The organism is Bacillus sp. N13C7 (genome assembly GCF_026790065.1).
Taxonomy (GTDB): Bacteria; Bacillota; Bacilli; order Bacillales; family Bacillaceae; genus Bacillus.
Window position 1 is genome coordinate 1 of sequence record NZ_JALAMO010000004.1, and the last position, 13072, is coordinate 13072.

At 43.3% G+C, this 13072-nt stretch carries 11 protein-coding genes; 5 read left to right on the forward strand and 6 right to left on the reverse strand.

The genetic code is table 11. The features are described from left to right. Window positions 1-111: 111 nt before the first annotated feature. Window positions 112-1335, reverse strand: a complete 1224-nt coding sequence (locus MOB98_RS03840; protein ID WP_268358445.1) for an MFS transporter — start codon at window positions 1333-1335, stop codon at window positions 112-114. Between the two features lie 272 nt (window positions 1336-1607). On the opposite strand from MOB98_RS03840, the gene MOB98_RS03845 reads away from it, so the two are divergent. The 5 genes from MOB98_RS03845 to MOB98_RS03865 all read left to right on the forward strand — a co-directional run bounded on the left by MOB98_RS03845 (window position 1608) and on the right by MOB98_RS03865 (window position 7600). Beyond that, complete coding sequence (locus tag MOB98_RS03845) at window positions 1608-2876, forward strand: aspartate aminotransferase family protein (RefSeq protein WP_268358447.1); 1269 nt, start codon at window positions 1608-1610, stop codon at window positions 2874-2876. After that, window positions 2873-3823 carry an inositol monophosphatase family protein gene (locus MOB98_RS03850; RefSeq protein ID WP_268358449.1) on the forward strand — a complete coding sequence of 317 codons (951 nt, stop codon included), beginning with the start codon at window positions 2873-2875 and terminating at the stop codon, window positions 3821-3823. Before MOB98_RS03845 ends, MOB98_RS03850 begins: the two co-directional genes overlap by 4 nt. Beyond that, on the forward strand, window positions 3798-4844 hold the full coding sequence (locus tag MOB98_RS03855; RefSeq protein ID WP_268358451.1) for an alcohol dehydrogenase catalytic domain-containing protein: 1047 nt from the start codon (window positions 3798-3800) through the stop codon (window positions 4842-4844). Before MOB98_RS03850 ends, MOB98_RS03855 begins: the two co-directional genes overlap by 26 nt. A gap of 240 nt (window positions 4845-5084) precedes the next feature. Then, on the forward strand, window positions 5085-6521 hold the full coding sequence (locus MOB98_RS03860; protein WP_268358452.1) for a SulP family inorganic anion transporter: 1437 nt from the start codon (window positions 5085-5087) through the stop codon (window positions 6519-6521). Between the two features lie 158 nt (window positions 6522-6679). After that, entirely contained in the window at window positions 6680-7600 is a 921-nt protein-coding gene (locus MOB98_RS03865) for a bile acid:sodium symporter family protein (RefSeq protein WP_268358571.1), read from the forward strand. Between the two features lie 10 nt (window positions 7601-7610). Here the strand turns inward: MOB98_RS03865 and MOB98_RS03870 are convergent, their stop codons facing one another. From MOB98_RS03870 to MOB98_RS03890, 5 genes are all read right to left on the reverse strand, one after another. After that, the gene (locus tag MOB98_RS03870; RefSeq protein ID WP_268358453.1) at window positions 7611-8363 is read right to left on the reverse strand and encodes an alpha/beta hydrolase-fold protein; all 753 of its coding nucleotides are present in this window, start codon (window positions 8361-8363) and stop codon (window positions 7611-7613) included. Continuing rightward, the gene (feuC, locus tag MOB98_RS03875; protein ID WP_268358455.1) at window positions 8360-9370 is read right to left on the reverse strand and encodes an iron ABC transporter permease FeuC; all 1011 of its coding nucleotides are present in this window, start codon (window positions 9368-9370) and stop codon (window positions 8360-8362) included. The genes MOB98_RS03870 and feuC overlap by 4 nt, the downstream gene beginning before the upstream one ends. Then, window positions 9363-10367 (reverse strand): FecCD family ABC transporter permease, encoded by a 1005-nt coding sequence (locus tag MOB98_RS03880; RefSeq protein WP_268358457.1) that lies wholly within the window; start codon window positions 10365-10367, stop codon window positions 9363-9365. The genes feuC and MOB98_RS03880 overlap by 8 nt, the downstream gene beginning before the upstream one ends. A gap of 18 nt (window positions 10368-10385) precedes the next feature. Then, window positions 10386-11339, reverse strand: coding sequence for an iron ABC transporter substrate-binding protein FeuA (gene feuA / locus MOB98_RS03885; protein WP_268358458.1), 954 nt, complete (start codon window positions 11337-11339; stop codon window positions 10386-10388). Window positions 11340-11429: 90 nt separating this feature from the next. Then, window positions 11430-13019, reverse strand: coding sequence for an AraC family transcriptional regulator (locus MOB98_RS03890; RefSeq protein WP_268358459.1), 1590 nt, complete (start codon window positions 13017-13019; stop codon window positions 11430-11432). Window positions 13020-13072: the final 53 nt, after the last annotated feature.

Here is a 13072-nt window from a genome sequence, read left to right on the forward strand (position 1 = left end):
ACCCGGAATGTAAGCACATCCTCGCCGATGGTAGTCGGGGGTTTCCCCCTGTGAGAGTAGGACGCCGCCAAGCAAGGGTAAACCCAGCTCAATGAGCTGGGTTTTTTTGTTTTATATCTGCACTGATTTGTCTTCTTTCCTATCCATTTTATCGAGCTTTCTGCTTTTCAAGTTCTCTAATATTTTTAATACGAACACAATCCCCAGCATGATCAACATGAGAGTCGTAAATAACCAAAATGCAGTTTGGACGGGGAACTCATCTAGACTCCATCCGACTGCGATTGGCAGGATAGAACCGCCTAATCCATTAGCAGCAAGCAGCATGCTTGTCGTTTGTTCTGTTTTTCCAGGGTAGAATTGATTGGTGATAATTAAGGCAATGGCAAACATGCCAGCCATAAATAATCCTAAGAAGAAACAAAGAACAAAGCCTGCAAAAGCCGTTTTACTGATTGCTAAAATACAAAGTGAAATGAGGCCGCCGATATTAATCAGCCTGAGATACCGATGATAGGTTAGTTTTTCGGAAACGGGTCCAGTCAGCAAACGGCCAATGATCATGCCGATCCAATATATTGTGACCGTTATGGTTGCTAAGGAGTTAGAGATATCCCACTTTTCAGCAAAGATGGAGGGGATAAAATGAACAATCGATACTTCACTGCCCCCATAAAAAAAGAAGTAAGCAGCTGCTAATGAAATAAACAGTAAGCCATGTTTTCGAAAACTGATAGGTGCTTGTTGTTTTCCATTGCCCGAGGTATCTGTTTGACGAATGAGCAAATCGTCTAGACTGCCAAAACTCATTCGGCTCCAAACGAGCATCAAAAGAAATGAACTTAACCCTAATACGAGAAAGGCCAGTGCCCAGACATTATTGCTGATTAAAAAACCAGAAAGCAACGGCATGAAAAGGGCTCCTAAACCATACGCTACTTCCATCTTACTCATGGCAATTGCTTGTTTTTCTTTAATTGCTGTTAGGATAATTGTTCCTACACATGATTCTACGAGTCCGGCGCCAAGTCCAGCCATACAGACTAGAAGAAAGAGCAGCGGCCATGGTGGGAGAAAATAAAAAAACAACTCGCAGCTGATCATGGCTAATCCAATCACAACTACCTTTCTTCGCCCCATTCTCTTCACAGCATATGGCATACCCAGTACACCAATTAAAAACCCTATAAATTGCGAAAATACTAATACTCCGCCGTTACTATAGCTTTGTGAGTAATGGGAAAGCAATTCCGGCAAAACAGCTCCAAGTATAACAAGAGTAAAGGCGATCGATCCGTAAGATAAACATCCAATCCACAGTAAACGAGTTTTCATTCGTTAATCTCCTTTGATAAAAATAGTACTCCCCTAAAATTCACATGATCGGACTGGTAGAAAAAATAAGCTGTTTATTTTGTTTTTATATTTAATTTTTACAGTAAACCCATTTATTTCTATCATAACATATGGAGTTTGAATAGAAACCCTCAATGCAAACGTTAACAAATAGTTAACAATTTTTACTATTTATCTAGTTGACATTAATTTCTAGAATTTATACGATGATTAACGAGTTTTACATATTTTATTAAATAGGGGTGTTGATAGTGGGGACTAAAGAAATTACAAATCCAGACAGTTTGTATTACAAAGTGGATGACGTTGTCATGGAAAGAGGTGAAGGCATCTATTTGTACGATTCAGAGGGCAATGAGTATATTGATTGTGCCTCTGCAACTTTCAACTTGAATTTGGGTTATACCAATAAAGAAGTTATTGATACAGTCAAAGAACAGGCTGACCAGCTGATACACGTCACTTCTTCCTACCAAACCAACGCCGTTAATAAACTAGCTGAAAAACTTGTAGAAATCTCCCCCGACAATCTCACTAAAGTTCACCCTAAGGTTAGCAGCGGCTCTGCTGCGAATGAAGGAGCCATTAAAATGGCTCAGAACTATTCTGGAAAAACAGATGTCATTTCTTTATTCCGAAGCCATCTTGGCCAAACGTATATGATGTCTGCGTTATCCGGCAATTCTTTTCGAAGAGAGCCGTTCCCCCCTCAGTTTTCTTTTGGCCTGCAGGTGCCTGACCCCTATTGCAACCGTTGTTTTTACAATCAGAAGCCAGATTCATGCGGAATGCTTTGTGTAGAAAGAATAAATGATTTTATCGAATATGCGAGTAACGGGAAAATTGCCGCAATGATTATAGAACCGATCTCCGGTAATGGAGGAAACATCGTTCCGCCTAAGGAATACTTTAAGCAATTAAGAAAGCTCTGTGATGATCATGATATCGCACTTATTTTTGATGAAATTCAAACCGGATTCGGCCGGACAGGCAAGATGTTTGCCGCTGATTACTTTGATGTAAAACCGAATATGATGACTGTCGCAAAAGGGTTGGGAGGCACTGGATTCCAGGTTGCCGCCACCCTTACAGAGGAAAAGTATATGGGATTAGCCGGACACAATCACTCATTTACTTATGGCTCAAATGTGATGGCTTCGGCAGCTGCATGTAAAACAATCGAAATCATGCAGCGTCCCGGCTTTTTAGAGAATGTAACCATTGTCGGGAATTATATTATGGATTCCTTAGAGCATATGAAGAAAGAGTTTACATTTATGGCTGACGTCAGAGGCGTAGGTTTGATGATCGGTGTTGAAATTGTAAAAGAGAATAATGAGCCTGATGTAGAGTTGACCAACTATATCGCGAAACGAGCTATGGATTATGGGTTAATTTTACGGACTTCCCGTTACGGATTCGGAAATGTATTTAAAATCCGTCCGCCTCTCACGATTACGCTTAGTGAGGCTGAGGTGCTTTGTTTCAAACTTCGTAAGCTATTGGAGGATATCAAGTGAAAGAATATATTATAGAACTTGGAAAATTTGTTTATGAAGAAGTAAAGGGACAGAAAGGAACACTGAAAAATCGGTTAGTTAATGGGTATTCCCCTGGTGGTGATGCACAGTTTAACATTGATGCCGCTGCTGAAAACGCAGTGCTGGAATATGTGAAAAGCAAAGAGGAGTCAGTCGCGTTTTATACGGAAGATGGCGGTCTGAAGGTATTTGGAGACAATCCTCAATATATTTTGATCGTTGATCCGATTGACGGCACCCGTCCGGCAGCTGCAGGGCTTGAAATGTCTTGTATCTCTATCGCGTTGGCTGCTTACATGCCTGATGCAAAAATTAAGGATATTGAATTTGCTTTTCTGCTTGAGCTGAAAACGGGTGCCTATATGTACGCGGATGTTTATTCTGAGGGGATCTATTATGAAGGCTATCGCGGCACCCTGCCAAATCTGAGCAAAGTGGAAGACATTAAACATATGTTTTGGAGCCTTGAGTTTAATGGACATCCTGCGCACCTCATGATTGATGCGTACGGTCATTTGATTGATCAGTCAGCGAATAATGGCGGTGTATTTGTTTTCAATAGCGCTTCTTATTCAATCTCCAGAATTATTACAGGGCAGATGGATGCCTATGTTGATATCGGCAATCGTTTATTAAAAGACGATCCTGCGTTGCTGAAGGATTTTCAGGCTGTGGGGAATGGGCAGGTTCTGCATCTGTTCCCATATGATATTGCCGCAAGTGTGTTTTTGGCGAAAAAAGCAGGTGTTGTCATTACTGATGCATATGGAAAGTCCTTGGATGATACACTTCTGACGGATCTTAGCTACAATAACCAGCAGTCATGCATCGCTGCATCAACGAAGGAGCTGCATCAAAAGCTGCTGGATCAAATTCGCTGGGACAGAAAGGAAGAGACATATGAAAGCGTTAGTCTGGACTCCTAATGATCGGCTTGAAATGCAAGACGTAGAAGAACCTCAGATTAAAAAAATGAACGATGTGAAAGTAAGGATATACGGGACAGGCATCTGCGGAACGGATTTAAATGTTCTAAAAGGAAAGATGCATGCGACTCACAATATGATTCTAGGCCACGAATCGGTGGGAGTGGTGACAGAAACGGGGCCTGAAGTTAAAAACGTTAAGCCTGGTGATCGCGTGGTGATCGATCCGACTCAGTTTTGCGGAAAGTGTTATTATTGCAGGAAAGGCTTAACTTGTTATTGTGAAACCTTCGAAGACTGGCAGCTGGGATTGGGGGCACATGGCACATTTGCTGATTATTACGTGGGCGAGGACCGTTTTATGTATAAAATCCCGGACGAAATGGAATGGGAACGGGCTACTTTAATTGAGCCGCTTTCCTGTGTATTAAATGTGATTGAGCGGACTGCAATAAAGCCTGACGATTCTGTACTGGTATTAGGGTCAGGGCCGATTGGGCTGCTTGTGCAAATGATGGTGAAAAAACTCTCAAGGCTTACCGTCGCGACAGAGATTGGAGAGTACCGTTCAGAAGCGGCGCGCCGGATATCTGACTATGTTTATCACCCGCGGGATTTAACGGCAGATGAGGTCAGGCGAATTAACCAAGGAAGAACATTTGATGTGGTCTTTGACGCGATCGGCAATCAGCTTGATTGGGCATACCCGTTAATTGACAAGGGCGGAAGGCTTGTGCCCATGGGGTTTGACGATACGTATGAGATGAAAATCAAGCCTTTCCAGCTGCTTTCTAATGGCGTGACGATTGTTGGAACCGGAGAGGCACGCCAGATTATGGAGGATGCGGTATCATGTGCCGCGGACATGCCTCAGCTTTCTGAGTTGATTACGGAGAAAACCCCGCTTGAGAACTATGAGGCTGCCATTCAGGAATTGATGGGCATAGACCCGTTGTCAAATGAGAGAAAAGATATTGCCGCAGTTAAAACGATTCTTGTTTCTCATCCGGGTATGATATAATCCGGCGAAATGGCTCAAACCTAGTTTGAGCCATTTTTTTCTTCAGCATTCATCTTGCGTATTTGAGAAAAATTTAATATGATACTCTTTGTATAATAACTCCTTGCCTCAATACAATACATTCAGCGTTTCCCCTTTTTCTTCGATAGTTTTCCTTTTCTTTTTCTCCCGTAGAATAAAAAAAGCTTCCAGTCCAACAGATATGGTGCGGATTTATTTTTTTAAAAGGAGTCGTTATCTTTGAATAATCGTTTTACATTGAAACAGCAATGGTTCGGGAACATCCGAAAAGACATTCTTGCTGGCATTTTAGTTGCATTAGCCTTAATACCTGAAGCGATTGGCTTTTCTATTATAGCCGGTGTTGATCCGATGGTCGGTCTTTACGCATCATTTTGTATAGCCATTATTATTTCAATTTTTGGCGGCAGACCGGGCATGATTTCAGCCGCGACTGGTTCAATGGCGGTCGTGATGGTGTCGTTGGTCGCTGATTATGGGCTTCAGTATTTATTTGCGGCTACGATTTTGACAGGTGTTATTCAGGTGATTTTAGGTATCAGTAAAATTGCGAGATTAATGAAATTTATTCCTCGTTCTGTGATGATCGGGTTTGTGAATGCGCTGGCGATCCTTATCTTCTCTGCGCAGCTGCCACAGTTTGAAGGTGCTTCTTGGAGCATGTATGCGATGCTTGCCGGGTCGTTGGTTATTATTTATGTGCTGCCGAGGTTTACGACTGCGGTTCCGTCTCCGCTTGTCGCCATTATCGTGATGACAATTATTGCGGTCACTTTCCATGTGGATGTGCGGACAGTTGGGGATATGGGCAATATCTCTAGTTCATTGCCTCATTTCTTAATCCCAGATGTTCCGTTTACCTTTGAAACACTGCAAATCATTTTTCCTTATTCGATTGCTTTAGCGTTTGTCGGATTGCTTGAATCCTTGCTGACAGCACAGATTATTGATGAAATGACGGATACGGACAGTGACAAAAATAAAGAGAGCCGCGGACAAGGAATTGCAAATATCGTGACTGGGTTCTTTGGAGGTATGGCGGGCTGTGCGATGATCGGACAATCTGTCATTAATACAAAAGCAGGCGGACGCGGCCGTTTGTCAGCATTTGTTGCCGGTGCTTTTCTGATGTTTTTAATCGCGGTGTTAAGCCATGTTGTAGTGAAAATTCCGATGGCTGCGTTAGTGGCTGTAATGGTTATGGTGTCTGTCGGCACATTCGACTGGTCTTCTTTAAAAGGCCTCAAAAAAGCGCCGCTCACAGACTCGATTGTCATGGTTGTGACTGTGATAACGGTTGTTGTGACGGATGACTTATCTAAAGGCGTATTCGTCGGCGTTCTCTTAAGTGCCGTGTTTTTTGTAGCGAAAATCTCGAAGCTGAAAGTGGTTTCTCATGCAGAGGATCAAAAGCTGAGAACGTATCAAGTGAAGGGGCAAATCTTTTTTGCGTCAGTGACAGAGCTTATGAATGCGTTTCTTTATCAAGAGGACATTGAGCGGGTCGTGATTGATTTAACTGAAGCTCACGTTTGGGATGATTCAGGAGCGGCTGCGCTTGATAAGATTGTTGCGAAGTTTAAAGAACAGGGCATTGAAGCTGAATTAAAAGGTTTGAACAATGCAAGTAAAGCCCTTATGAAACAGATGGCATAAAATAGGGAAGCCCAGTTCAAGAGAACTGGGCTTTTTTATATAACATACGCTTGAACAGCATTGATATAATAGAGAAAAGAGAAAAGAGAAAAGAGAAATTGAAAATAGGGGACTTGCATATGATGCTTCAGAAGCTGAACCGTGTATTGGGGAGAGTTATGCCGCTTTTAACGCCGACGAGTGTGGTGCTGGGCGTGCTGCTGTCTCAGTTTTTAAATGGGTATGAAAGCGCCGTGCCTTGGATCTTTGCTTTTATTACGTTTGCAGGCAGTTTGAGCGCTAACTTTCAATCTTTGAGACACGCATTGTCTCATCCTCTTCCTATGATTCTTGCACTATTCGTTCTTCATATTTTTATGCCGCTTTTTGCTTGGGGCAGCGGCCATCTTATTTTTAAAGGCGATCCTTTGACAATCACCGGCTTAACATTGGCTGTTGTGATTCCTACGGGGATTACAAGCTTGATTTGGGCAGCGATGTACAAAGGGAATGTCGGTTTGACGCTTTCGATTATCCTGGTTGATACGGTGTTGTCTCCGCTAATCGTCCCGCTGAGCCTTTCATTGCTGGCCGGTGCTCAGGTTCATATGGATGTGTGGGGCATGATGAAGGGGCTGATTGTGATGGTCGTGATTCCGTCTTTCCTGGGCATGCTGTTTAATCAGCTGTCAACTCCAGAAAGAACGGCATCTGTGAGCAGTGCGCTGTCTCCTTTTTCAAAGCTTTGCTTAATGGCAGTGATTGCGATTAACAGTTCAGCGATTGCCCCTTATTTCAAAGCGGTTGATTTGAGATTTGTAGGTATAGCTGTGACGGTTTTCTTTATTGCGTTAACAGGCTATGCCGCTGCTTGGCTGATCGGAAAAATGATGAAAAGGCGCCAAGAGGAAATTGTCTCTCTCATTTTTACGGGCGGCATGAGAAATATCAGTGCCGGCGCAGTTCTTGCCGTTAAGTTCTTTCCGTCTCAGGTTGCCGTTCCCGTTGTCATTGGTATGCTGTTTCAACAGATACTGGCTGCTTTGTTTGGCTATATGCTGAATCGCTTTGAATTAAAACCTGTATTGCAGAAAGCATGAAAAAAACCGCTCATAGGGTTGAGCGGTTTTTTCCGTATAGCCATTCGAGCGCGCTGATGAACTGTTGGCAGAAGTGCTTGCGATGGTGTACCGCCCCTTTTTCAATTGAAAAACACAGCTGGTCTTCGGTGAAGCCTTTTTCTTTTAGACTTAGATGCACTTGCTTTGTATTCTGCAGCATATGCCGCTGAAAGGATTGTTTTCCACGGCCTTCTTCACTCCCGACAGACATAAAAACACGTGCAGTGCCGGGCTTAAAGGAAGATAAATGAATGGCTTCCACTGCGTTTTCGTACCAGTATGAACCTGAAATAGAGCCTATTCTTCCAAACACTGACGGATACTTTAATAAGGCGAACATGGAGATAAGGCCGCCTAATGAGGCGCCGATCATTCCTCTTGATTGCGGTTCTCTGGTGACGTTCCAGTTTTCTTCGATAAACGGAATGAAACGGTTTGTTATGTCAGACAGATAGTCATATCCCATGCCACCGAAGTCCGGGAACCGATCATTGAGTGATGCAGCTGGCCAAGGAGTATATTCATCCAGCCGGTTTTCGGATTCGATACCGATCAGCACGAGTTCAGGCAGCCTTCGCTTTTGAAATGTGCTTTCTAATAATTCAATTTGGTCTTGAAACAAAGAACTGCCATCCTGCACGTAAACTGCAGGAAATCTCCTGCTGTTTGGGCTGTAGGAAGGAGGGAGGTACAGCGTGAACCTCCTGTTGCCGGCTTGATGCTCTGAAAGAAATCCGTTCAAGCATTCTCCCCCTTTTTTTGCCTGAAAAGCAGATATAAGAAATAAGGCACGCCGAGGATCGCCAAAATGATGCCTGCGGGCACTTCTGCGGGCTGGAAAAACAGTTTTCCGGCAAAGTCTGCGCTTATTACAAGCAGCATGCCGATTAAACCGCTCAGTGGCAGGATGTAGCGGTGTTCGACACCAGCCATTCTCCGTGAAATATGGGGAGCAATTAAGCCGACAAACGCCATGCTTCCCGCTACGGAGACACAGGCGCTGATTATTGCTACACAGGCGACAAGCAGGATGGTTTTTTCTTTATTTGATGAAATACCAAGGCTTCTGACTGTGTCTTCATCAAAACGAATGGTATCGAGCAAGCGGGACTTGGCGAAAAGAATAGGTATAAACAGCAGCATCCATGGGAGAACGGCTGTGATATACGTCCAGTTGGCAGACCAGATGCTTCCGTTTTTCCACACCATGGCCATTTGATAGTCTTGCGGATCCATTTTTAAAGATAAAAACAACGACAGGGCGCTGAATCCTGAATTAATCGCGATTCCTACCAGAATAATTCTTCCTGAATCTAAATTGCCTCTGTGCCAAGCAAATATGTAAATCAGAAGCGCTGCAATCAGTCCGCCTATTAATCCGAAGAACGGCATTCCCATCGCTGTAGCTATAGATGTCACTTCCTTTTGGCCTTGGAATAAGAGCATAAACGCCACAATTCCGGCTCCCGCCCCTGCATTGATTCCGAGAATTCCCGGGTCTGCAAGCCCGTTTCTTGTGATGGCTTGGATGACGGCGCCTGCAATGCCAAGACCAAGTCCGATAATAGCTGCCATGACAACCCGCGGCAGTCTTAAATCGAACAGCAAAATTTCATACTGCGGATTCGGATCGATCTGAAAAAGAGTGGAGAGCAGCTCAGCCGGATGAACAGAAAAGGATCCGCTCGTCAAGCTGAAATAGCTGACAACGAGAATCAAAGCAATAAATACGGCATATTTTTTAGCCATTTTGCTCCCCTCCTTTTCGTTTAATCAAATAAAGGAAGAAAGGCACCCCGATAATGGATGTCACGACTTCAATCGGTGTTTCAAACGGATAATTGATAAATCTGCTTGCGAGATCACACAGGGTTAAAAAAATGCCGCCTAAGATGCAGGAACACGGAATCAGCCTGCTGTAATCAGAGCCAACGAGAAATCTCGTGATATGCGGAACAACCAGTCCGACAAACGCAATTTTTCCGGCTAGCGCTACTGCACTGCCGGTCAAAATAATGACTGAAAGCATCGCCATGATTTTAATGGTTTTTTTCTTTTGCCCCAGACTTTTAGAAATGTCGTCGCCTAATGATACAGCGGTCACCTTTTTACTAAGAGAAATGGCCATTATAATGCCAATCAGGAAAAAAGGAGCGGCAAGCTTCAGGAAGTCCGGGCTCATTTGATGAAGTCTGGCGCTGTACCAGAAACTGAGATCCTGTGAAATTTGAAAATATATCGACATGGCCGCTGATAAACTGCTGAGCAGCATGCTTGTGACTGTACCGATGATGGCAAGCTGAACGGGGGTAAACCCGTTAGGCATCATGGCGGCAAGGCTGAATACTAACGCAGCCCCCAAGGCTGAGCCGATAAAAGAGTAAACGATCATTTCAAAAGAAGACGATTGCGGGAGCAGAACCATACAAAGCGTAATGATAAACGCGGAACCATCTGAAACACCCATAATGGAGGGCGAAGCTAAATAATTGCGCGTAATGCCTTGCATAAGCGCTCCAGAAACAGCAAGGGCTGCCCCTATGAGCAGAGCGCCGGCAGCCCTTGGAATCCGGGAATGCCATATAATTTGATGGTCTGTGTTTCCCGGATCGAAATGAATAAGAGATGTAAAAACAATATCTGTGCTTAGATGCTTTGCGCCATATAGGATTGAAAGCAGCAGCGACAGTGCAATAGCAAATGGAGAAGTAATCAATATGATACGTGTCCACTGTTTTGAATACATACAAAAACCTACTCTGAATTAGTTTTGTGTCAATTTTTCAGTTGCCGCTTTCAGGAAGCGGACTTTGCTCCAAGCTGTGCCGCCTTGTGCAAGAGGATCCACTGAGTTGACGTACACATGATCTTCTTTGACTGCTTTCAGGCTTTTCCAGATTGGGTTTTTCTCTAAATCTTTTAAGGCATCAGGTTTGTCTGCATTTTCATCATCAGAAAATTGGACGAAGATATGGTCCGGATTCATTTCACTTAGCTTTTCTAACGAAATCAGCTCTTGTGCTTTTGCAGCTTTTACTTCGTCCGGCGCTTTAAGGCCTAAATCACCATAAAGTGTGGAGTTGAAGTACACCTGTTCAGGATAAATGTAAATGTTGCCTTGTCTGATTCTGATGACAAGCGCTTTTGAATCTTTTGCTTTTTCATTGATTTTTGTTTTTGTTTCTTTTAGATCCTGTTCATAGTCTGCAATAATTTTCTTTGCTTTTTTCTCTTTTCCAGTCAGCTGGGCAAGCAGCATCATGTTTTCCTTCCAGTTTGAAGAAATATGAGAAACAGGGATCGTTGTGCCGGCCGTGCTTATTTTTTGCAGTGTTTTTTCTGGGAACTTTGTGGAAGCAAGGATGACGTCTGGCTTCATTTCAAGAATCTTTTCAATGTTTGGCTCCATTTTTTCTCCGGTTGGTTCTGCTTTATCAGTGATGTCTTTGAACATATCAGGGAATTTGCCGGAGAATGAAATCGCGCCTTGGGGATGAACGTCTAGCAATTTCGCGTCTTCCATTGATTCAACGCTTCCCGTAATGGCAATTTTGTCTGTCGGTACAGTTACTTCATATGTTTTATCAAGGTATTCAATTTTCTTCTTCTCAGATGCCGTGCCGCTTGCCTTGCTGGCAGTTGATTCGTTTTTGCTGCCGCAAGCTGCCGCCGTCAGCGCGAGAAGCAAGATTAATAAGGTAAGAGATATCTTTTTCATCTATAGAGCCTCCTGTTCAATTGATAACTATTATCAATTGGAATTATAGAGAATGAACAGGTATAACACCATGGACAAATTCCATATTTATCATGGACTTTCGCCGGATAGTAAAGAAATGGTTTGCTGGACAATCCGTTCGTGCCCGCAAGCCGAGTATTCATTCCACGGGTCAAAGGATAGAAGATATACACGGTTATTCCGCACCGCGCTTAGGTTTTGCCATACTTCCGTCTGCTGCAATTGCTGGTAATAAGCAATGGTTTCAGGCTCTTTAAATAGAAAAAGCATCATGCAGTCAGCTTGGCAATTTGCGATATTTTCTAACGAAATCGCTTGCTCTGAAGGCGTGGCTGCCATTTTTGCCGAGCGAAATCCTAAATCTCCAAAAAAGACTTCGCGGACGCTTCGATTATGTGCCAAATAGAAGTTATGCTTATGCAGCCTTAAAAAGAGAAAACGCAGCCCTTCGGCGCGCTGAAGTGTTTTTTTGGCGGCCGCCGTCTGCTGGTCATAAGCCGCGAGCCACTTTTCTGCTTCGGTCTCTTCCTCTAAGAATGAAGCTGTTTGCATAAAGTGGGTTCTCCAGCTTTTTTCTGAAGGAAGATAAATAACTTCTGCGATGCGATTCAGGTGACTTTGTTCTTCCTGAGAAATCGTATCCATGCTGAAAATGACATCTGGTTCAGCCTGCGATAACGTATTCAGGTTTTCTTCCCATTTTTCATTAAACCGGTATGCGCTGAGCTGGACGGGGATATCTGTCGAATAATGCCGATAGTAGTAAGATGTCCATTTTGGGTGCAGCGCGGCCGCAAACGGTATGTGATGAAGAGGGATAAGGTGGCCCATTGTGCCCTTTCCATATGCGGCAATTTTTTTTCGGCGTTTTTTCATATAGCTTGTAGGTGAACAGCCTGTATGTTTTTTAAAGATTCTGCTGAAATAAAATTCATCTTGATAGCCGGTTTGATGAGCGATTTCTTTTAATTTGCAGTTTGATCTTGCCATGAGCCGCTTTGCTTTGGTAATTCGCGTATTTGTGATAAATTCCGTTACACTCTGACCTGTCCATTTTTTAAAGGTCTCGCTGTAGTGTTTGGCGCTGATCCCTGCCATTTGCGAAAGCTGGGCAAGTGTAATCTTTTTATCGGAATGAGTTTCGATATATTGTTTTGTTTTTTCGATTGCTGAATGTGTATCCGTCTGGTCAGATAAACTGGCAGTGAAGAGGTCATAAATCAGGCTTTGTACTTCGATTACACATTTTAGCTGAGAAAACTGTGACGACTCATTCCATAGGGCCACAAGCTCTTGAAGCCGTGTCGCGAGGTTTTCGATATGTGACACATTCACAAGCTTCAGTTTGGCTAACTCCGTTTCTGTACATGGTGTTAAGACATCTTGTCCGGTTTCCTTGATATAGCTTTGAAGCCTGATGAGACAGGCATCTATATGTCCTTCGGATGAAGACGTAAAGCCGAAGGTCTCGTTCGGCGGACAAACATAAAGTGTCTTTTTTTGCAGAGGGCTGATGGTTGTTCCGATCGAAATATGGCCATTTCCTTTTAAATGAAAGATCAGCACATATGAATCGGTTAATTGCTGTTCTGAGAAGAGATCACTTGTTTTTTTCAGATATTCAATTTGTATGGGATGATAAATCACTGTATTTTGCAAGAGTAGACCACCTTTTCAGAAACATTCAATTGATAATCATTTTCAATAAGATT

Coding starts and splice junctions, on each gene's coding strand:
- MOB98_RS03840 (WP_268358445.1), bottom strand. CDS start 1,335: ATGAAAACTCGTTTACTGTGGATTGGATGTTTATCTTACGGATCGATC.
- MOB98_RS03855 (WP_268358451.1), top strand. CDS start 3,798: ATGAAAGCGTTAGTCTGGACTCCTAATGATCGGCTTGAAATGCAAGAC.
- MOB98_RS03865 (WP_268358571.1), top strand. CDS start 6,680: ATGCCGCTTTTAACGCCGACGAGTGTGGTGCTGGGCGTGCTGCTGTCT.
- feuC (WP_268358455.1), bottom strand. CDS start 9,370: ATGGCTAAAAAATATGCCGTATTTATTGCTTTGATTCTCGTTGTCAGC.
- MOB98_RS03880 (WP_268358457.1), bottom strand. CDS start 10,367: ATGTATTCAAAACAGTGGACACGTATCATATTGATTACTTCTCCATTT.
- feuA (WP_268358458.1), bottom strand. CDS start 11,339: ATGAAAAAGATATCTCTTACCTTATTAATCTTGCTTCTCGCGCTGACG.